Source organism: Nocardia sp. NPDC056000 (genome assembly GCF_042269265.1).
Lineage (GTDB): Bacteria > Actinomycetota > Actinomycetes > Mycobacteriales > Mycobacteriaceae > Nocardia.
Genome location: NZ_JBHJXS010000002.1, coordinates 764,077 through 784,406, shown reverse-complemented (window position 1 = coordinate 784,406; position 20,330 = coordinate 764,077). Strand labels below are relative to the sequence as shown.

The 20,330-nt window shown below is 68.3% G+C and carries 16 protein-coding genes; 9 read left to right on the top strand and 7 right to left on the bottom strand.

The features are described from left to right. Positions 1 to 31: 31 nt before the first annotated feature. Complete coding sequence (locus ACFC4D_RS08195) at positions 32 to 1,561, top strand: FAD-dependent monooxygenase (RefSeq protein WP_376062202.1); 1,530 nt, start codon at positions 32 to 34, stop codon at positions 1,559 to 1,561. Positions 1,562 to 1,570: 9 nt separating this feature from the next. Here the strand turns inward: ACFC4D_RS08195 and ACFC4D_RS08190 are convergent, their stop codons facing one another. The 5 genes from ACFC4D_RS08190 to ACFC4D_RS08170 all read right to left on the bottom strand — a co-directional run bounded on the left by ACFC4D_RS08190 (position 1,571) and on the right by ACFC4D_RS08170 (position 6,682). Further along, on the bottom strand, positions 1,571 to 2,542 hold the full coding sequence (locus ACFC4D_RS08190) for a sucrase ferredoxin (protein WP_376062201.1): 972 nt from the start codon (positions 2,540 to 2,542) through the stop codon (positions 1,571 to 1,573). Next, complete coding sequence (locus ACFC4D_RS08185; protein WP_376062200.1) at positions 2,539 to 3,099, bottom strand: YdeI family protein; 561 nt, start codon at positions 3,097 to 3,099, stop codon at positions 2,539 to 2,541. The genes ACFC4D_RS08190 and ACFC4D_RS08185 overlap by 4 nt, the downstream gene beginning before the upstream one ends. A 71-nt stretch (positions 3,100 to 3,170) precedes the next feature. Continuing rightward, positions 3,171 to 3,932: an alpha/beta hydrolase gene (locus ACFC4D_RS08180; RefSeq protein WP_364646510.1), complete on the bottom strand. Its 762-nt coding sequence runs from the start codon at positions 3,930 to 3,932 to the stop codon at positions 3,171 to 3,173. Positions 3,933 to 4,062: 130 nt separating this feature from the next. Then, a complete protein-coding gene (locus ACFC4D_RS08175; RefSeq protein WP_376062199.1) occupies positions 4,063 to 5,691 on the bottom strand; it encodes a DNA polymerase Y family protein in 1,629 nt (542 codons plus the stop codon). 64 nt (positions 5,692 to 5,755) lie between these two features. Continuing rightward, entirely contained in the window at positions 5,756 to 6,682 is a 927-nt protein-coding gene (locus tag ACFC4D_RS08170; protein WP_376062198.1) for a hypothetical protein, read from the bottom strand. 168 nt (positions 6,683 to 6,850) lie between these two features. Between ACFC4D_RS08170 and ACFC4D_RS08165 the strand changes: the two genes are divergently transcribed. Further along, complete coding sequence (locus ACFC4D_RS08165; RefSeq protein WP_364640578.1) at positions 6,851 to 8,005, top strand: serine/threonine-protein kinase; 1,155 nt, start codon at positions 6,851 to 6,853, stop codon at positions 8,003 to 8,005. Between the two features lies 1 nt (position 8,006). Here ACFC4D_RS08165 and ACFC4D_RS08160 read toward each other — a convergent pair whose 3' ends face one another. Then, entirely contained in the window at positions 8,007 to 8,654 is a 648-nt protein-coding gene (locus tag ACFC4D_RS08160) for a response regulator (protein ID WP_375963324.1), read from the bottom strand. A 4-nt stretch (positions 8,655 to 8,658) separates the two neighbouring features. Continuing rightward, complete coding sequence (locus ACFC4D_RS08155) at positions 8,659 to 9,981, bottom strand: PspC domain-containing protein (protein WP_364640584.1); 1,323 nt, start codon at positions 9,979 to 9,981, stop codon at positions 8,659 to 8,661. Between the two features lie 211 nt (positions 9,982 to 10,192). On the opposite strand from ACFC4D_RS08155, the gene ACFC4D_RS08150 reads away from it, so the two are divergent. The 7 genes from ACFC4D_RS08150 to ACFC4D_RS08120 all read left to right on the top strand — a co-directional run bounded on the left by ACFC4D_RS08150 (position 10,193) and on the right by ACFC4D_RS08120 (position 20,294). Next, entirely contained in the window at positions 10,193 to 11,437 is a 1,245-nt protein-coding gene (locus ACFC4D_RS08150) for a PucR family transcriptional regulator (RefSeq protein WP_376062197.1), read from the top strand. 195 nt (positions 11,438 to 11,632) lie between these two features. Continuing rightward, complete coding sequence (locus ACFC4D_RS08145; RefSeq protein ID WP_375963318.1) at positions 11,633 to 12,601, top strand: alpha/beta hydrolase; 969 nt, start codon at positions 11,633 to 11,635, stop codon at positions 12,599 to 12,601. 202 nt (positions 12,602 to 12,803) lie between these two features. Further along, complete coding sequence (locus tag ACFC4D_RS08140) at positions 12,804 to 13,454, top strand: MspA family porin (protein WP_376062196.1); 651 nt, start codon at positions 12,804 to 12,806, stop codon at positions 13,452 to 13,454. Between the two features lie 65 nt (positions 13,455 to 13,519). Continuing rightward, entirely contained in the window at positions 13,520 to 17,575 is a 4,056-nt protein-coding gene (locus tag ACFC4D_RS08135; RefSeq protein WP_376062195.1) for a WD40 repeat domain-containing protein, read from the top strand. 106 nt (positions 17,576 to 17,681) lie between these two features. Then, complete coding sequence (locus tag ACFC4D_RS08130) at positions 17,682 to 18,326, top strand: MspA family porin (RefSeq protein ID WP_375963311.1); 645 nt, start codon at positions 17,682 to 17,684, stop codon at positions 18,324 to 18,326. Positions 18,327 to 18,415: 89 nt separating this feature from the next. Beyond that, the gene (locus ACFC4D_RS08125; protein WP_376062194.1) at positions 18,416 to 20,101 is read left to right on the top strand and encodes a PspC domain-containing protein; all 1,686 of its coding nucleotides are present in this window, start codon (positions 18,416 to 18,418) and stop codon (positions 20,099 to 20,101) included. Continuing rightward, entirely contained in the window at positions 20,094 to 20,294 is a 201-nt protein-coding gene (locus ACFC4D_RS08120; RefSeq protein WP_364640608.1) for a hypothetical protein, read from the top strand. The genes ACFC4D_RS08125 and ACFC4D_RS08120 overlap by 8 nt, the downstream gene beginning before the upstream one ends. Positions 20,295 to 20,330: the final 36 nt, after the last annotated feature.

Genomic DNA, 20,330 nt, shown 5'->3' with positions numbered 1-20,330 from the left:
CACCCCGCCCCGCCGGTGCCACACTGGGGAAATGCCGGGGGCGGATACCGAGGTGGATGTACTGATCGTGGGAGGTGGGCCGGTCGGGCTCACCGCGCGAGCACTGCTGCAACGCTGGGGCGTTCGGGCGCTGCTCATCGAGAAGCGCCGGGAACTTTCGCCGTTCCCGCGCTCCCGGCTGGTGAATGTGCGATCCATGGAGATCTTCCGCGGACTCGGACTGAGCGCGGCCATGACCGCCCGCGCCTTCGCGGCGAAATACGGGCGCATTCGATTCCGGGACAATCTGCAACACCCGGATTTCGCCAGCGCCGCCATGGTCGGGGTCGACGCGCCGATCGCGCAGAGTCCGGAGATCGGCATCGTCACCTCCCAGGACCGGCTCGAACCCACCCTGCTCGCGGCGGCGTGCACACCGCTGTGGTTCGGGGCCGAACTCGTCGAACTGCGCGAGCACGGCGACGGCGTCGAAGCGGTGCTCGATGATCACGGTGCGGCGCAGCGGGTCCGCGCGCACTATGTGATCGCCGCCGACGGCGCGAATTCCACCGTGCGACAGGGGCTCGGCATCGGCGTCACCGGGCCGGGGGTGATGGCGGATTTCACCACGGTGGTCTTCGACGCCGACCTGCGGCGCTGGTGTGCGGACCGGCCCGCCGGGGTGTACTTCACCATGGACGGATTGTTCGCGCCGCTCTATCCCGAGGGCGGCTGGGCCTGGTTCGCGCGCACCCCCGAATACCGTTCCGATTGGCATGAACTCGTCGCGCTGGCGCTCGGACCGGACCGCGATGTTCCCATCGAGGTGGTGCGGGTCCAGCGCTGGTCGATGAATGCCATTGTGGCCGAACACTTTCAAAGGGGTCGCGCACTGCTGGCCGGTGACGCCGCACACGCCCTGCCCATCGTCGGCGGGCTCGGTATGAACACCGGTATCGCCGATGTGCACAACCTCTGCTGGAAACTGGCCGGACTACTGCACGGCTGGGCCGGACTGGGACTGCTGGAAAGCTATGCGGCGGAACGACAACCGGTCGCCCAGCGCACCCTGGGGCAGGCGGTGGCCAATACCCAGCTCACCCTCCAGGTGCAGCGCCGACGGCAGGAGCAGGTCTCACACGGCGGCATCGGCTCGGCCGAAATCGAACTACCCTGGTCGGAACAGTATTTCGCGCAACTGGGGCTGGTGCTCGGTGCCGCCTACCACTCGAACGCCGTGCTGGGCGGCAGTGCATCGATAAGCACCGGAACCGATTACGTGCCGACACCGCTGCCCGGACATCGCATGCCGCATCTGTGGCTCACCCCCGAACGCTCCACCCTCGACGCGCTCGGCGAATGGTTCACCCTGTTCACCCCGAACCCGGCCCGCTGGGGACAGCGCACCGGCCGCTGGCCGCTGCGCCTGGAACCCATCCTGCGCGAGCACGCCTACTGCTGCGGACTCGGGGCGGACGGAGCCCTGCTCGTCCGCCCCGACGGCCATATCGCCGCCCGCTGGGATGCGGGCCCGCGCGGTGACGCGGATCTGCGCGAGGCGCTCTCCGCCGTCACACACTAGGCGAATACCTCAGGGCAGCAATCGAATCCGATCCGCCACCACCGCGGTCGCGGGTTTGGGCCCGGCCCCGCAACTGGCCTGGCGCGGGGTGTAGGCGACGGTGCGGGCGGTGACCAGCCAGCGGCGGCCGTCCCGATGCGTCACGGTGGCTGCGCCCGCGCAGGTGGCCGGATCGCGCGCGGTGGCGCTGTCGATATCGGTGGCCGTCACGATGAGATCGTCGATCAGCGCCCCGGCATCGGCATCCCCGGCGGCGGGCTGGCCCGCGCCGGAGGTATAGCTCTCATCGCTGATCAGTTGGCGCACAGCGACTTCCGCGACCTGCTCGACCGGGGTGTAGCAGCTGCGGCCGCGGAAACCGGTCAGGCTGACCTCACCGCGATCGGCGGCGGCGACCATGGCGCGCGCCGAATCCGCGTCCAGGCGACCGTAGGTCAGGCCCGAAGGCAGCTGGATCACCGCGGGGGCGAAGCGGTGACCGCCGGTATGCGAGCACTCCCACACCCGATCGGGATACTCCTCGATCAGACTCGCGGCGATGGGACGGCCGAGCCGTGCGCAACACTGATCACGTTTACCGTGCGCGCAGACCAGGATCGGCGGTTCCGGCACGGACGCCCCGATACCCGGGGCGGGACCGTTCAGCAGGTGCAGGTCCAGATCCAGCAGTTCCTTCAGATCGGTGATCTCGAACCGCTCGCACCATGACCCGCTCGGGCGCGAACTGGCGATGAGAACCGTTCGCACACCGGTGAATTCATTGCGCCCGGGACGGCGGATGAGGGTCGGGCGCACCCGGGCGGCCTTGGTGCGGGCGGCCAGATCGGCGGTGATCTCCGGTCCGAGCACCTCATCGCCGATCACATCGCGGCCCCAGGCCCCGGGTTGTTCGATACACAGCCAGCCGGTGATGCGGGTCGCGCTGCCGGGGAGCGGGATCTCCAGTGCGGCGGCGGAGCACGGCATACCGTCGAATGTCATAGCGGTTGCCCGTCGGACAGTTTGCGAATGAGCTGTTCGAGGCGGCGTGCCCGCGCCTCCGGGCGGACCGCACTGCCCAGGTGATAGTCGACGGCGATGCGGGATTGCACGGGCAGGGTTTCGAAGAAGGCCGCGGCCTCGGGATGCCGGGCCAGCGCCGCCAGGAAATCCTCCGGCAGATCATCGGCCGAGGCGTTGTCCCAGCGGCCGTCCTGCTTGGCGCGATCGATCTCGGCCTGTCCGGCGGGATGCATGAGCCCCTGTTCGATCAGTTCCGCCACCAGTTCGGTATTGCGCTGCGACCAGGGACTGCGGCGGCGGCGCGGGGTGAAGCCGACGAGATAGAACTCCTCGTCCACCGGTTTGGCCTGACCGTCGATCCAGCCGAAGCACAGCGCCTGGCGCAGGGCGGCGGCATGCTCTAGCGAGATGTGGCCGGAGCCTTTTTTGGCGAGTTTCATCCAAATGCCGTCCACTGCGGCGTGATTGGCCGACAACCATTCCCGAAACGACTGCTCATCGGCGAAGAACAGGGTGGGACGCTCGAGTGCGGACACCCGCTAACTGTAGATTCCGCCCGAACCGCCGGTGTTCGGTGCCCGGAAAACGCAATATGCCCGATTGCCGATCAGGGGTGCAGGAACGGCAGCACCGCGGCCTCGAATTCCTGATACCGATCGCGGTGAATACTGTGCCCGGAACCGAACACCCGCACCGCGAAATCGGGCACCGCGGCGCGCATCGACTCCAGCTTCACCGGATCCACCATGCCGCCCGGCCCGCCGCGCAGGAACAGGGTCGGCGCGGTGATCTCGCCCAGCCCCTCCCACCACTCCGGATACGGTTTGCGGAACTGCTCCAGCGCGGTCCCGGTCATGGACCGGTCGAACGCCAGCACCGCGCGCGGATGCCGCAGCACACTGGTGGTGGCATGCCACAGCTCCGGCACCGACGGCAGTCGCCGCGTGAACGTCACCTGCTCATCGCCCGAGCGCAATGGCAGCGGCTGCTCCTCGATCACCAGGCGGCGCACCAATTCCGGCCGCCGCATGGCCACCCACGACACCGCGTACCCGCCCAGCGAATGCCCGACCAGATCGACCCGATCCAGCCCGAGCCGCTCGCACAACGCCAGCACATCCGCACCGAACTCCGGGAAAAGATAGGAATCGGTATGCGCACTGCGACCGTGCCCGCGCAGATCCGGAATGATCACCCGGCGGCCCTGCCGCACCAGCCGCGCCGCGAACCGATCCCAGGTATGCCCATCCCCGCCCATACCGTGCACCAGCATGATCGGCGGCTCGGCCGCATCCCCCGGACCGGAATCCCGATAGGCGATCAGCACGTCCCCGAACGCCTCGCGCGCAACCGTCAACTCCACGATCATCAAGCCTACGGATCCGCTCTGAAGCTCGCCGCCGGTTGTGCGCATCGCCATAGCCGATGAATCGTCACGGCCGCCATAAGTGTCAACACGGCCGCCGGTTGGAAGATCGTGCAGATCGCCCGGTCGGTGTTCACTCGTAGAGGCCCTCGACGTGCCAGGTGCGGTCGTAGCCGAGCAGCAGTAGGACGCGATTGTCGGAATCCAGCTGGACCTGGGCGCGAGCCGCCACCCCGTGCTGGATCCCATGGACCCACCAGCGGTCGTCCAGCGGCCAGGGACCAGCCCAGCCGGTCAGCTTCCAGGAACGACTACCCCAGTGCAGTTGTGCCGGATCAGCGGTGAAAAGGCCGCGGTCGGTGACCCAGATCGGGCTGCCGTCGGCGGCTTCCAGGCGCACCTCGGGCCGGGTCGCCCACACCACGGTGGGAGCGGGTTCGGGCAGGCGGCCTGGCCAGGGCTGTGCCGGATCGGCCGCCGGGACCGGCTCCTCACCGAGCGGAACCAGGGTGACCCGCTCAGCCGGACCGCGCCCGCCACTGAGCACCCCCAACCGCACGGCATCACCCCCGAGCAACCCTTGCACCCGGATCAACGCCCGCCGCGCCCGCTCCTCGTCCTCACCGACCCCACCCCAGAGCCCCAATTGCAGCGCCCCCGCCGAGACCACCTCGATCGGCTCCAAACGCAGCAGAGTGATCGGATCAGCCGGGGCTTCATCCCACTCCGGTATCGAATCCTCGTGTGTCCCAGCGGGTCTGCGCGCGCGGCGGGCGCGGTCGAGGGAGCGGCGGGTGAGCCAGCCGTCGAGTTGCCAGCGGACGCGGTCGGCGGTGCTGTCGGGGGTGAGGGGTTCGGCGCAGCGCCAGATGCGGGAGAACTGTTCGCCGGATTCGGTTTCCGCGTGGATGGCCAGGCGGGTGCAGGCCACCGCGGCGGCGGCGAGCGATTCGTGCAGCCGGGTGGCGAGCAGGCGACCGGCGAAGGCGGCGGCGTCCACCCGGTCTATCGGTGGGTCGCAGCGGTATTCGACGGTGAGGTCGGGGGCCGGGGTCTGCGCCGACGGCGGGCGTTCGGGTTCGGCACGGGAACACCGGTGCGCGGCAATGGCATCGGAGCCGAAACGGGAGGACACCTCGGCCGGGGTCAGGGCCGCGAAATCACCGATGCGGCGCAAACCCAGGCGGTGCAGCAGATCCACCAGGTCGGCGCGCTCCGGGGCGGCCAGCGCCGGTTCGGCCGACAGTTCGGAGACCGGCAGCGGCGCAAGGAATTCCGCACCCTTACCGGTCTCGACGATGGTGGCGCGGCGCGCCGCCAGCACGGCGGTGGACATCTCGTCGGCGATACCGATCTGGCATTCCACCCCGACCGCCGCCACCGCGTCCACCAGTCGTTCCGCCGCGATCTCCTCCGATCCGAAGAACCGCGCCGCACCGCGCGCCGACAGCACCAGCAGTCCGGGCCGCAACACCTCCACCCCGGGCACCGTCGCATCGACCGCCGCCACCACCGGCTCGAACAGTCGCGCGTCCCGATCCGGATCATCCTGCGCCACCAGCAATTCCGGACAGCGGCCCTGCGCGTCACGTTTGCGCAGCCCGCGCCGCACCCCCGCCGCCCGCGCCGTCGCCGAACACGCGATCACCCGATTCGCCGACAGCACCGCCACCGGCCGCGTCACCGCGGCGCCCGCCTCGGCGGCGGCCGCGACGGCGGGCCAGTCCAGGCACCACAGCGCCACCACCCGCCGCGCCTTCACATCGGCCTCGGCGAGAACGCGCCGAGAGCGCTACAGCGCGGCATGACACCCGGGCCGATCGCGGTCAGGAGACGGCATGGTGCACGGCGGTGAGCGGTTCGGCCACAACATGATTCGTATCCACCCATTCGACCCGGCCGTTATTCGGGCAGAGCGCGAGATTCCCGGTCCGGGGCTGGGCGGATCGCCCCTGCACCGAGACGTCCAGCCGCAGGGTGCGCAACCGGCCGCGCCCGCGCCCGAGACCGGAGTACGCGGCGACCCGGGTGTCGATGCACAGCACCGAACCCGCCCAGGAACCGCCGGTCACCACCAGCGTCGACCCCCGATTGCGCGCCCGCGCGGTGAGCACCCGGGTGCGGGATATGGGCACCCGAGCGCCGTTCAAGCCCAGAACCACCAAATCCAGGCCATCCAGCAACACCGAGGCGACCTCCAGCGGATCCGAGCCCGGATCCGCGACAACGGCCAAACGATCCAGCCGCGCACCCATTTCGGCCGCCGCCAGCAAGCCGAAACGCGGCAGCCCGATCACCGCGGCATGCCCGCCGGAACCGGTCACCGCGGCCAGCAAACCGGACAGCAGCGCATTGCCGCCGCTGTATCGCACCACCGATCCCTTGGCCAAACCGCCCTCGGGCAAAAGGCTTTCGAGCGCCGCGGGCACCGGCAGCGCATCCCGCCGCAGCGATTCGGCCAGGGCCCGCGCACCCCTCTCCTCGGCCACCTGCGGGCTCACCCGCGTGGGCGGAGCACTCGTCCCCGGGGGCTCCGGCGTGATCGGCGATACGCCGGTCACAACCCCGCTATCAGCACCGACGGGCCGCAACCCCGCTGCGGCCGGTCGCGATGCGGCGGCCCCGGCGCGCGGGGCGGGCGCCGGACCCGGCCCGGGCGCGACCGCCGCCTGCACCCCGCGCGCCGGAATGGCCGCCATGCGTCGCCGCAGTTCAGCGAGCTGCGCCTGTTTCGCTTCCGCCGCCGCACTCATCTATCGACCCACCTCTCCCAACCGATGTCCGAGCCCGAGGAGACAGCACCGATCCAGCTACCTAACATAATCGAATATATGTTCGATCGAAGCAAAGTAGAACTCGAGTGTCGCCGCGCGTCAAGAGGGTGTGGCGCAAACGTTCGGCTTCGAAGGAGGCCGTTCAGGATGGTTTTCCGCTACCCTGCACCCGTGACCGAACGCGCCCGTCCCATCGTCGGCCCCGATTACCTGGTTGCCGGCCGCTATCGCCTCCAGTCGAAGCTCGGTGGCGGTGGCATGGGTGCGGTATGGCTGGCCACCGACCGCCTACTCCACCGCGATGTCGCCATCAAACAGGTGCTCACCACCGCCGGACTCAGCGAGGACGAGGCGCAGGAGGTGCGCAAGCGGATCATGCACGAGGGCCGGGTCGCCGCCAAGCTCTCCCATGAACACGCCATCGCCGTCTACGACGTGGTGCTGGAAGCCGGTGAACCCTGGCTGGTGATGGAGTACCTGCCCTCTCGCAGTGTGGCCAAGGCACTTTCGCTGGCCAACGCGCTCTCCCCCATCGAGGTGGCGCAGATCGGCGCACAGGTCGCCGACGCGCTCGCCACCGCGCACGCGGCGGGCATCGTGCACCGCGATATCAAGCCCGGCAACATTCTGGTCGCCGATCGCGGTGACGAGGTCGGCATGGTCAAGCTCAGCGACTTCGGCATCTCCAGCGGTGCGGGCGACGCCTCCGACGATCCCGGTGACGTCATCACCGGCACCCCTGCCTATCTGCCGCCGGAGGTCGCGCGCGGTACCCAGCCCAGCGCCGCCAGCGACGTATTCTCGCTCGGCGCAACGCTGTACACCGCCATCGAGGGCCAGCCGCCGTACGGCTTCCACGAGGACAGCGATGTGATCGTGGAACGCGCCGCCATGGCGCAGATCATTCCGCCGCAGCGCAGCGGACAGCTCACCGAGGTGCTGCTGCACATGATGGAACCGGCGCCGCAGCGCCGCCCCACCATGACCGAGGCGCGCAATGAGATCCTCACCGCCGCATTCGGTCCCGGCACCGCGCCCTACATCCTGGGCGCGCCGGTGCGCACCGATGACGGCACCATTCCGGCCTGGGCGGCCCGCAATTCCGCCGCCGGACTGCGCAGCCCGCACTCCAGCCCGCTGCCCCGGCCGCAGCGCGCCAATGCCTCGGCTCCGGCTGCGCCGCAACAGAAGTCGAAGGGTTTCGACTTCGCCAAGCTCGGCCCCAACGCCGGACCGCTCGCGGTGGCGATCGGCCTGCTCATCGGCCTGCTGATCATCATCGTCATTCTGGTGGCGCTGTAATTCAGTCGATACGGCGGCGATGCGCCCAGCGCGTCAACGCGTTTCGATTGGACTGCTGGGTTTTACGCAGCACGTTCGAGGCATGGGTCTCGACCGTCTTCACCGAGATGAAGAGGTTCTCGGCGATCTCGCGATAGGTGTAGCCGCGCGCCAGCAGCCGCAGCACTTCCAGCTCACGCGGTGTGAGCGAATCGAGTTCCGGATCCAGCGGCGGTTCGGGCACCTGCGACTTACCGGTGAACGAGTCGAGCACGAAACCCGCCAGGCGCGGGCTGAATACGGCATCGCCACCCGATACCCGGCGAATACCGTCGGCCAATTCCGGGCCGGAAATCGTCTTGGTGACATAGCCGCGCGCCCCCGCGCGAATCACCGCGATCACATCCTCCGCGGCATCGGACACACTGAGCGCCAAGCACACCGGCCCCGCCTCGATGCCCTGCAATACCGCCACGCCGCCGCCGTCCGGCATATGCACATCCAGCAGCACCACATCCGGCGTGGTCGCCTTGATACCGGCGATGGCCTCGGCCACCCCGCCCGCCTCGCCGACCACCTCCATATCGGATTCGCGACTCAGCTCGGCCCGCACCCCGGACCGGAACACGGCGTGATCATCGACCAGAAACACCCGGACGCTCAACAACATCTCCTCATTCGGCGGCGGAATTCTCTTGCTGCACCACAATGCGCTCGTCCGCACCATCCTTGCGCGGCATGATGATTCGCACCTCGGTACCCCGCCCCGGCGTGGACAGGATCTCCACCTTGCCACCCCGGCGCTCGATCCGCGCGCGGATGGATCTGCTCAGCCCCTGCCGGTCGGATTCGACGGCGTTCACATCGAAACCCTTACCGCGATCGCGCACGAACACGCTCACCTGATGCGGTTCCACCTCGGCGAACAGATCGATCGACGGCACCTCGGCATGTTTGGCGGCGTTCACCAGCGCCTCCCGGGACGCGCCAAGCACCGCGGTGAAATGCTCCTTGGGCAGGCCGATTCCGCTGTCGTCCACATCCATGGAGACATCGCCGACCGTCACCGGCGTCACCTTCACCCCGTGCTGATCCTCCACCTCACCGGAGATGGTGCGCAGTGCGGCGGCCAGACTCGATTCGGCCGGACCGGAATCGTCGAACAGCCAGCGGCGCAGTTCGCGTTCCTGACTGCGCGCCAGCCGCACCACCTCGTGCGGATCCTCGGCCTGCCGCTGAATCAGGGCCAGGGTCTGCAAGACCGAATCGTGCAGATGCGAGGCGATCTCCTCGCGCTCGTCATTGCGAATGCGCGCCGCGCGTTCATCATTGAGCGCCCGCACCATGCGCAGCCACAGCGGCACCGTGAGCAGTCCGGCCCCGACCAGGGTCACCGCCACCGCCAGCAGCGCCGACCCCATCGAACTCCAGTTGATGCGCGCCAGCACCACCACGCCCAGCCCGACCACGATCAGCGTGGCGCCGCCGACGATGCGCGCCCAGGTGACCACCGACGGCCGCGCGGGCAGGCCGATGACCGATCGCGGTCCGTCCGCGTCGAATTCGCGCCACACCAGCGCCGCACCGATCGCCACCACGATGACCGGGCCGATCACATGCGCGGCGGTACCGCTGAACAACCACGACATGCCAACGGACAGCGCCAAACCCAGCAGCACCAGGCCGCCCGCCTGCCGCCGCTCCGAGGCGGACGGCCGCGCCTGATCATCACCGCCGGGGGTGAAGATCCAGAGCATGCCGTAGGCCACCACCCCGGCCCCGAGCAGACCGGACAGCAGTACGAACGCGATGCGCACCTTGAATACGTCGATGCCGAGGTGATCGGAGATTCCACCCGCCACACCACCGACCACCCGGCCACCCGCCCGCCGCACCAGTTTCGGCGGCTGACCCGCCGGACCGGCCGCGTCGACGGACCCGCGCGCGGGATCGAACGCCCCACGGGCAGGGTCGAACAGGGGTGCGGACGGATACATGCCTTCGATACTGGCATGCGGCCGTGACACGCGGCATCGGGAAACACCCCGATTCGGCCCTGAGAACCGCCGCCGCGCGGTAGCGCCCTCGGTGCACGAAATGTAGAACATCGGCGTCTAAATTTGTCTCCGGAGACAAACATATTGTCGAAATCGACGACCGGATTGCACAAAGATTGCGCCGAATCCTGTTCCACGTGACAATTCGGCGATGTCCATCACGCAGCATCACCTCACCCTCGACGCTCCGGTCCTGCTGCGATTGCTGCCCAAACTCTCCGAACTGGCGGACGAACTCTTCGCCGCCGGCCTGGCCACCGTGCCCGGCGCGGAACAGGTGCCGGACGAACTCTTCGCCGATGACGTCGCGGCGCGCATCATCAGCGGAACCATGGCCGTACTACGCGCGGTCGACGAACGGCGGGACGTGGACGAGCACGAGCTGATCGAACTGATCACCCCGATCGTCGAACAGCGTGCCGAGGAACGCATCCCGCTGCGCGTGCTCATCACCGCGTTCTTCGGCAGCGTGCGCCTGCTGTGGCGCAAGGCGGCCGCCGCGGCCGCGCCCGAGGATCTGCCCGATCTGATCGCGCTGTCGGAGATCCTGCTCGAGGTGCTCCAGCGCTCGACCATCGCGATGGCCGAAACCCATGCCGATGTGGAACGTTCGCTGTACGGCAGTGAACGCGAAGCCCGCCGGGAACTGTGCGCCGCCCTGCTGCGCGGATCACCCACCGCCGATCTCGCGGCCCGCGCCGATATCACCATCGCCGAGAGCTACGACATGATCGCGCTCCAGGTGGTGCCGCCCGACCATTCGATTCCCCTGGTGGACAATGCCATCGCCCGGCGGCGCATGCAGCGAGCACAGCATGCGCTGGAGGAACTGGCCGGTGGCACCACGGCGCTGCACACCTTCGACGGCGCGGCCGGAATCGCGCTGCTGCCGCCCGGACCCATCCGGGGTGCGGCCCAGTACGCGGCCCTCGCGGCCGATCTCGAGCAGATCTTCAACGTTCCCGTCGTGATCATCGACTTCGGCGCGGTGGCCCGCGCCGACCTCCCCGAATCAAGTACGCAGATCACCGAATTCGGCGTGCTGGCTCGAAAACTGGGCCGTCCCACCGGGGCCTATCGCCTCGATGATCTGATGCTGGAGTATCAGCTCACCCGCCCCGGCCCCGCCCGGGATCGGCTGGCATCGCGCATCACCCCGCTGATCGAGCATCCGCATCTGCTAGAGACGCTCGAGATCCACATCCGATACGGCTGGGATCGCAAGAGCGCGGCCGCGGCGATGCACCTGCACCCCAACAGCTTCAGTTATCGATTGCGGCGCATCGCCGAACTCACCGGATTCGATCCCGCCGACCCCTACGATTCGCGGATGCTGGCGGCGGCTCTGACGGTGTACCGGCTCGGCGAACCCGAACCCGCCTTCGTCCCGAATTAGTCTCCGGTCACAAATCCGGACCGCCGGGTTCTCCCGAACATGCAGTGACACCGCGTATTCCGGCCTTCGATACTTGTCTCCGAGCACATCGGCACACGATGATGCCGGGCGGCGACGGGGCCGGAAACAGCTGTACCCCGGTGCGCGCGGACCCCGGTCCGCCGGGCACGACCGCACCGGCGGGAAGGCACCCTCATGACCGCGTCGGATCCCCTGCACCGCACCGATTTTCCCGGCGGCAGCCCGCAATCCCGGCTGGTATCGGCCCTGATCCGCGGTACAGTGCGGCCGCTCATCTCGATCTGGGCGCGCCATCCGCGGCTGCGCTGGCCCTACCGCGCCGCCGACTGGCTGGGGCGTCCACTGCCCGGTCCGCGCGGGCTCACCCGCACCGCGGTGGCGCTGCCCGAATGCGGTGCGACACTTACCGTCCCGGACGTCGTGGATCCGGAGCGCTTCGTGCTGTATCTGCACGGCGGCGGCTTCGTCGTCGGCGGACGGCATCTGCACCGGCAACTGACCGCGCGTTTCGCGGTGCGCTTGCGCACCCGGGTGCTCGCCGTGAACTATCGCAAGCTGCCCGAACACGGCATCCCACTGGCGATTTCGGACTGCGTCGACGGTTACCGGCGGGCATTGGAGTGGGGTTATCCACCCGAGAAGATCACCCTCATGGGCGATTCGGCGGGCGGCTATCTGGTCTTCATGACCGCGGTGGAGATCCGCAGGCGGGGATTGCCCATGCCCGCCGCCATCGTGTCCATGGCCCCGCTCGCCGATTGGGATTTCAGCGCCAAGCTCGCCGCGGCCACCGCCCACACCTGCGATATCTTCGCCCCCGGTGCGATACCCGCGTTCGAGGTGATGGCGCGCGCGGCGGGCGGCGGAATCGTGCCGGAATCGCCCGCGCACTGCGATCTCACCGGTCTGCCGCCGACCCTGATCCAGGCGAGCTCCTCGGAGATGCTCTACCCCGACGCCGTGCTGATGGCGGAACGGCTACTGGCGCACGGCGTCCCGTGCCGGCTGCAGATCTGGGGCGATCAGGTGCATGTGTTCCAGGCGGCGGCCGGGTTCGCGCCGGAGGCCACGGCCGCCGTCGCCGAGATCGGTTCCTTCGTCGACGGCATCCTCGACGCGGCGGGCGAATACCGCTCGGCCTGAACGCGATACGAGCCGGTTCCTGTCCGGTCCGGACAGCGGACCGGCTCGTGCGCGGCCGGACCGGATAACCGGTCACACCATCCGCTACCAGCGGTTTTTCAACCGTCCGGCCCGAAACTTCGGCGTCCGGAACCGCGTTCCTCCCTACCTTTCGATCAGCGGGTCATCGAGTCCCGCAACAAGGTTCGGGGAGGAACCAGACATGATCATCAAGACCGCGATCGCCGGAGCGCTCACCGCACTCAGCCTCATCGCTCAGACGGGCGAGGCACAGGCCGGAGCACTGGCACCGCACGAGAAGACGGTGACCGCGCCCAACGGCATGAGCGTCACCGTCGGGCACACCGATAACGCCATCCGCCCGGTGCCACCATTGAACGGCATGCCGACCAGTCGAGAGGCGTACCTGGACAACACGTCCTACGGGACCGTCACCGGCGGCACCGGCAACCTGCACACGGGCTGGTTCATCGCCTGCGCCGTCGACCTGGACGTCAAATTCGATATCAAGGCCAGCGCGGGCATCGATGTGAACGCCTCGGTGGGGGCGAGCGCGAGCCTGACCGAGGTGACACCGACCGCCAGCGTATCGATCTCACCCGAGCTCGGGGCGAGCATCGGAGCCAACCTGTCGATCACGCCCGGCAAGATCATCGATCTGACCCTGCCGCCCGCGCTCACCGATAAGGATCTGCCCGCGAGCGGCACCGGCTACATCATCAACCGCGACTACCGCCTCACCGTGCAGAACTGCGGCGGACCACTGACCGTGCAGGCGTACACCGTCATCCAGGCCACCTCACCCGAGGCCAGCGTGACGGAATACGTTCTCGGCGACCCGATGTCGCTGTGATCCGCGCACGACGGCGGCTAAATTGGCGGTATGCGGGCGGGGAGCGATCGAATGCCGGACGGACCATGGTGACCGGGGACACCGACTCCGAGCCCCAGGTCCGTTCACCCCGAACGCATTTCGCCCAGCGCTTCGCCGAACTATATGAGGCGGCGGGCAATCCGACCCTCCGCCGCGTCGCCGCCGCAGCCGAACAACGCATGCGCGCCGCCCAGGGCACCCGCCCGGGCGGCGCGTCCGCACAGCGCATCAGCGATTGGAAAGCGGGCCGAAATGTCCCCGCCCGCTTCGAATCCCTGCTCCCGGTGGTGCTCACCCTCATCGACCTGGCCCGCAAATCCGGACAACCACTGACCCGACAACTCGCCGAACCCAAAGAATGGCAACGCCTCTGGCACTCCGCCACCACCTGGAACCCCGAAGCCGACACCGAATCCGCCTGCCCCTACCCCGGCCTGATCTCTTACGCCAGCGCCGACCACAACCTCTTCTTCGGCCGCACCCGCGCCACCACCGAACTCACCGACCTCATCCGCACCACCACCGGCCCGATCACCCTCATCGGCGCCTCCGGCGCAGGCAAATCCTCCCTACTCGCGGCAGGCATCATCCCCGCCCTCACCGACTGGGAGACAACCGCACTCACCCCCGGCACACACCCACTCACCGCACTCGCCGAGGCGCTCACGCAATCGGCCTCGAACCCCGAACCAACCGATTCGCTGCCAGCGCAGGCAAATCCAGCTCTCGCGCAGGAAGAAGCGGCGCAAGCCGATTCAGCACCCGCACAGCTCGATTCGGCCCTCGCCCCGCGCGCGGACGGCCCGCGCCGACTGCTGATCATCGACCAGTTCGAGGAACTCTTCACCACCTGCGCCACCGAACGCGAACGCGAGGACTTCCTCACCACCCTGCACACCGCCGCCACCCGCACCGACGACCCCATCGCCGTCGTACTCGCCCTGCGCGCCGACTTCTACGCCCACTGCCTCAACTATCAAATCCTCCAGCAGTCCCTGGAGGAGCGCAGCTACCTCCTGGGCCCCATGCGCCCTGACGAACTGGCACAGGCGATCTCGGCCCCCGCCCGCGCCGTCGGCCTGGAACTCGAACCCGGCCTCGAAGAACTCGTCATCACCGAACTCTGCGGCGCGGGCGACCACCACGGCCGCCCCACCTACGACCCCGGCGCCCTCCCCCTGCTATCCCACGTCATGGCCGCGACCTGGCAGCAGCGCGAAGGCCGCCGCCTCACCACGAACGGCTACCGCCGCGCGGGCGGGGTGGTCGGCTCGGTCACCGAGACGGCCGAACACGCCTGGAACGAGCTGACCCAACAGCAACAAACCGCGGCGAAGAATATTCTGCTCGGACTCGTTGTGGTAAGCCAGGATTCGCGCGACACCCGCCGTACCGCACAGCGCCCGGAACTGCTCCGCCGAGCAGGCGATCCCGAGGACGCCACCGCCGTGCTGGAGCTGCTGTCCCGAACCCGCTTGATCAGTCTCGACGCGGACGCCGTGACCCTCACCCACGAGATAGTGCTCACCGCCTGGCCACGCCTGCGCGCCTGGATCGACGAGGACCGAGTCGGCTACCTGGTGCGTCAGCGCGTCGAGCTCGATGCCGCGGAATGGGCTGCGCAGGAGCGTGATTCCTCCCTGCTGTATCGCGGCACCCGGCTCCGGAACGCTCTCGACCACGTGAATCCGCCGCCCGTCGGTCCACTGGCCGAGGAGTTCCTTACCGCCGCGAGCACGGCTCGCATCCGCACCCGCCGCCGGTCCTCGCGCACCAAGGCCATCCTCGCGGTGCTCGGTGCCGCCCTGCTGGTGCTCGGCTTCGCCGCCTACGCTCAGACCCGGCTGGTCGATCAACAGCGCGAGAACAAGACGTTCACCGCGGTGCTGGCCGAGGCCGACCGCATGCGCGGCTCGGATCCGTCGCTGGCCGCACAGCTGTATCTGGTTGCACGCCAACTGCGCCCGCATGACGAGGAGGTGCGCACGCGGCTGCTGCGCACCCAGGACATGCCACTGGTCACCACGAGTCCGGGGCATCCGGACGGCGTCTGGCAGCTGCACTACCGCCCGGGCAATGTGCTCACCACGCTCAGCTGGGACAACACAGTGCGCAGATGGGATGTGACCGACCCGCGCCACCCGGTGGCTCTGGGCCGGCCACTCGCCGACGTCGACTTCATCGCCGCCAGCCCGGACGGCGCGCTGCTGGCCACCAGCGATCAGGACCGGCGGATCCTGATCTGGGATATGCGCGATCCCGCCACTCCGCGACAACTCTCGGTGCTACCGCCACCCGGTAAGAACGTCATGGATATGCGATTCGCGGGCAGTGACGGCCGCACCCTCGTCCTGGTCGCCAACGACCGTCTGACGTTCTGGAACCTGCGCAATCCCGTCGCCCCGATCTCGGGACCTGCCCATGAATTACACAGCCCCACCACAGTCCTGTCGACCCCACACATCGCGGTCAGCCCGGATGGTCGCATGCTGGCTGTCGGGCGCGACACCGACGGAAATGCGTTCACCGCGGCCATCGAACTGCTGAGCCTCGGCGACGATATGACAACACGGGTCATCGTCGATCGGCTCGCTCCCGGCGAAATCTCGATCGGTGATCCGGTTTTCAGCCCCGACGGCCGCACCCTGGCCGTCGCCACCTACGGCGGGACCTCGACCTCGCTCAACAGCAAGGGCTTCATCCAGTTCTGGAATATCACCGATCCCGCCAAACCACAGCAGGTCGGGATGCCGCTCGCCACCGGCACCACCGGTGTCACGGCCCTGGCCTACAGCCCCGATGGCCGCACCCTGGCGTTCTCCGGCGCCAAGGGCATAGCGCTGTGGAACGTCACCGAACCCGAAGTCCCGGCGCTGATTACAGATGAGCTCTCGGTCACGAGCACCACCTGCCGCGTACGAAGCTCCGAATTTCCCTGTACCGGACAACCATTGGATTTCGCCTTCACCGCCGACGGGCGAAATCTACTGGCGGCCGGTGTAGGTGGAGAAATCCTGACCTGGTCACTGCCGCCGTCGATGCTCACCGGGCACGCCGGAAGTATGTCGACGCCGCATTTCGACATCAGCGGCGACCGCATGACCACCCAGTCCAGTGACGGTCGCATCACCGTCTGGGACCTGCGGAACCGCAACGCCCCCGGTCGAATCGGCGAATATCGGGTACCACCCGGCCTCTACAGCACCGAATTGTCCCCGGACGGTCGCATCCTGCTGCTGGTCGACCCGAATCGTGCCGCGCCACTACAGTTCCTGGATCTGTCCGACCCCGCACACATCACGGTGCAGGCCCAGTGGCAGGTACCGGGCGATCAGACCCAAACCTTCCGGTTCAGCCCGGACTGGCGGACCCTGGCCACCGTGGACAGTAAGGACCGGGTCCAACTCTGGGACCTGACCGACCGCGCCCACCCCCGGGCATCGGGCGCACCGCTGACTCTGGAATCGGCCGCGGCCACCGACGTCTACTTCGGTATCGACGGCAAAACCCTGATCACAGGGCAGCAGACGGGCGGACCCACGAAGTTGGATATGGTCGTCACCCGCTGGGACATCACCGATCCGGACCACCCGCGCAGCCAAGGCGACCCGCTTCGCATAGCCGGTGACCAATTTCTACGCGGTGTGCAGTTCTCCCCCGATCAGCGCACCATGATCACCATCACCCAGCAGACCATCCGGCTGTGGGACATCAGCGACCCAACTCGATTCACCCCACTGGGCGACCCCATCGCCGCGCACTCACAAATGGTGTCATCGCTGGTGTTCACCACCGACGGACGAACCATGGCCACCTCCAGCACCGATGGATCGGTACAACTCTGGGACTTCACCGACCGCGCCCACCCGCGCCGCAGCGGCGCGCCCCTCATCGAACCCGGAACCGCCCCGTGGATCCTCACGTTCCCTCCGAACGGCCACCACCTCGTCGGCGTCACCGACGACGGCGCAATCCGCCTGTGGGACTTGAACGAACAGACCGCCGTCGACCGTGTGTGCACGATCACCGGCAAATACTGGACCCCCGAACTCTGGCAGCGCTACCTGCCACAACTCCCCTACCACCCGCCCTGCGACTGACCGCGCGCACAGGCGATTCACAGTCATCCCGCAGCAGCCATGGAGGTTGCGGCTAGATCATCAGTGCTGGCTCGCAGGGCGGGTCGCCTGGTGGATGGGGAGAAGAATGCAACGCACATGGGTAGTGGCTGCCCTGATCGCTGTGGGCGGGTGCGTGCTGGGCGCGCCCGGGGCGGGCGCGGTGACGTCCGCCCCGCATGAGAAGAGTTACTCCACGCCGAACGGGTTCGAGTTCACGGTGGGGAATCAGGATCAGGATGTGCGGCCGGTGCCGCCCATGAACGGGATGCCGACCAATCGGGAAGTGTTCCTGGACAACACTTCCTACGGGAAGATCGCGGCGGGCGGCAAGGGGCATCTCAAGGCCGGGTATTACGTGGCGTGCCAGGTCGACGTGGACGCCAAACTGCATATCGATCCCGAGTTCGATCCCAATCCGGGCGTCACCGCGCACGCGGGCGTCGGGCTGGACGGTCCGCAGGCCGGGGTCGACATGTCGATGGGGCCGACCGTGTACGGCGGTATCGGGCTCGACATCTACCTGGCCCCGGGCAAGATCGCCGATGTGCTCGCCGGGGAGAAGGATCTGCCCGGCGACGGCAGCCTCGCATACCTGATGAACAAGGACTTCCACCTCAATGTCACCGGCTGCGGCGGACAGCTCACACTGCGGCCGTACACCATCATCACCGCCAACTCCGACGGTGACGGCGGCAGCGGCGCGGTCTACGGAGACCTGATCACGCTCTGAGCGATTCCCCGCCCCGACAGGCAATTCAGGTGCGGTTTCAGGGTCTTCCCCGATGCGCCCGGACCCGGCGCACAACCACCATGGAAGCCATGACGAGAACGAGCGACTGGTCCAGGGGCACCGGGCGTGCCGGCTTCGCGGAACAGATTCAAGAGATGTGGCAGAGCCGGCCGCTGCGCCTGCCCCAGCAGGGACCGATCGCGGGCGTCGCCGCCGGATTCGGCCGCCGCTACAACGTCGACCCGGTACTGATCCGGGTCGCGTTCGTGGTCTCGGCGCTGTTCGGCGGCGCGGGCATCGTGCTCTACCTGCTCGGCTGGCTGCTGCTCAACCAGGCCGGCGACCAGTCCTCGGCGGCGGAATCGCTGTTCGGCAAGGGCCAGAGCTCGCAGACCTCGTCCAAGACCATCGTGCTCCTGGTGGCGTTGGGGATCGCCGTGAGCACGATGGGCCCCGTCGGCATCGGACTCGGCGGATCCGGTGTGGTGAGCTTCGGGCTCATGCTGGCCGGGTGGTGGCTGCTGCATCAGCGCCAGCCCGAACCGCCGATCGGATATCTGGAACAGGTGGGTGAGGGCGCGCTCGGCGGATTCCCGGTCGCCAACTCCCCGTTCTGGACCGGATATCCCGGCACCACAGCGCCTTTCGAGACGTACGGGCCGTACACCAAACTCCCGGACAGCTATGTCCCGGACCCGGCGACCCAGCAGGCCGCGGAAGCCCCCACCGAAGCCTTTGCCGCCCAGGGTGTTCCGATGCCCGAGCAGGCCACGACCGTACTGCTCCGCAAAGACGCTCCGGCCGACGAAGCGACCGATGTCCCGGCCGAACCGCCGGTAGACGCTGCGGCACAGGACATTCCGGCGGTCACCACCAACGACACGGTGGTGCTGACCAAGAGCGCGACGACCCGGGACGATCCGAACTCCGACGCGGAGACGCCATCGGAGTCCACCGGCACCGCCCTCGACATCCCGCCCGGCGACAGTCCGGCGGTACCGCCGAACCCGCCCGAAGCGCCTGTCCTGCACCGCATTCCACCGACCGGCGAACGCCCCTCCTACGCCTACGGTCCGGCTCCGATCTCCCCCGACTTCGGCCCCACCCCGCCCGACTGGGATCCGCTCGCGGTGGCACCGCTGGCCTGGGATCTGCCCGAACCCGTTCCGGCACAGTCGCAAGCGCAACCGGTCCAGGTGGCTCCGCGCAAGCCGCGCTCCCGGCTGACCCCCGTCGTCATCGGCCTCTCCATCCTGGCCGCGGCGGCAGCGGGTTCGGCGGCTGCGGCGGGCGTGGAATGGATGACACCCGGCCGAATCGGCGCGGCCGCACTGGCGGTGCTGGCCTTCGGACTCGTCATCGGCGCGTTCCTGCGCCGCGGCTACGGCCTCATGGTGCTGCTCGCCCCGCTGGCCGGATTCGTCATCCTGTCCTCGCTGATCGGGCCGATCCAATTCGATCAGGGCGCGATGGGTGATCGCACCTGGTCCGCGGCCGCCGGAACCGAACTGCTGCCGGAGTATCACGTCTCCATGGGCTCGGCCACCCTCGACCTGAGCAAACTGGCGCTGACCGAGGACAAGACCACCAAGGTCTCGGTGCGCATGGGCGATGCCCGCGTGGTGCTGCCGGAGAACCTGCGGGTGAACACCACCTGCACGGTGCGGCTCGGTGATTCGAACTGTGTGAGTGGAATGTCCGGCCCCGCAACGGGTCCGGTCCTCAATCTGACCGTGGATGTGCAAATGGGTAATGCGGAGGTGCGTCGTGGCTGAGCAGAAGAATCGCAAACCGTCCTTCTCACTGCTGCTGGCGGGCCTGCTCGGCCTCGGAGTGAGCGTCTGGGCCTTCATCGGACCCAGCTCCTGGCCGGTGTCCGAAGGCATCTCACTCGGCTGGATTCTGGTCATCGCGGCCATTGTTGTCGGAATCGTGCTTGTGCTTTCCCCCCGGAAGAACAGAGACTGAATCACGCGCTGCCCCACCCTCGCCGGGGCAGCGCAC

What these genes read in the sequence shown, in the direction of transcription:
- ACFC4D_RS08190 (WP_376062201.1), bottom strand. Translation starts at nt 2,542, where the DNA reads ATGACATTCGACGGTATGCCGTGCTCCGCCGCCGCACTGGAGATCCCG.
- ACFC4D_RS08150 (WP_376062197.1), top strand. Translation starts at nt 10,193, where the DNA reads ATGTCCATCACGCAGCATCACCTCACCCTCGACGCTCCGGTCCTGCTG.
- ACFC4D_RS08195 (WP_376062202.1), top strand. Translation starts at nt 32, where the DNA reads ATGCCGGGGGCGGATACCGAGGTGGATGTACTGATCGTGGGAGGTGGG.
- ACFC4D_RS08180 (WP_364646510.1), bottom strand. Translation starts at nt 3,932, where the DNA reads ATGATCGTGGAGTTGACGGTTGCGCGCGAGGCGTTCGGGGACGTGCTG.
- ACFC4D_RS08140 (WP_376062196.1), top strand. Translation starts at nt 12,804, where the DNA reads ATGATCATCAAGACCGCGATCGCCGGAGCGCTCACCGCACTCAGCCTC.
- ACFC4D_RS08145 (WP_375963318.1), top strand. Translation starts at nt 11,633, where the DNA reads ATGACCGCGTCGGATCCCCTGCACCGCACCGATTTTCCCGGCGGCAGC.
- ACFC4D_RS08155 (WP_364640584.1), bottom strand. Translation starts at nt 9,981, where the DNA reads ATGTATCCGTCCGCACCCCTGTTCGACCCTGCCCGTGGGGCGTTCGAT.
- ACFC4D_RS08170 (WP_376062198.1), bottom strand. Translation starts at nt 6,682, where the DNA reads ATGAGTGCGGCGGCGGAAGCGAAACAGGCGCAGCTCGCTGAACTGCGG.
- ACFC4D_RS08130 (WP_375963311.1), top strand. Translation starts at nt 17,682, where the DNA reads ATGCAACGCACATGGGTAGTGGCTGCCCTGATCGCTGTGGGCGGGTGC.
- ACFC4D_RS08135 (WP_376062195.1), top strand. Translation starts at nt 13,520, where the DNA reads ATGGTGACCGGGGACACCGACTCCGAGCCCCAGGTCCGTTCACCCCGA.
- ACFC4D_RS08160 (WP_375963324.1), bottom strand. Translation starts at nt 8,654, where the DNA reads ATGTTGTTGAGCGTCCGGGTGTTTCTGGTCGATGATCACGCCGTGTTC.
- ACFC4D_RS08165 (WP_364640578.1), top strand. Translation starts at nt 6,851, where the DNA reads ATGGTTTTCCGCTACCCTGCACCCGTGACCGAACGCGCCCGTCCCATC.
- ACFC4D_RS08125 (WP_376062194.1), top strand. Translation starts at nt 18,416, where the DNA reads ATGACGAGAACGAGCGACTGGTCCAGGGGCACCGGGCGTGCCGGCTTC.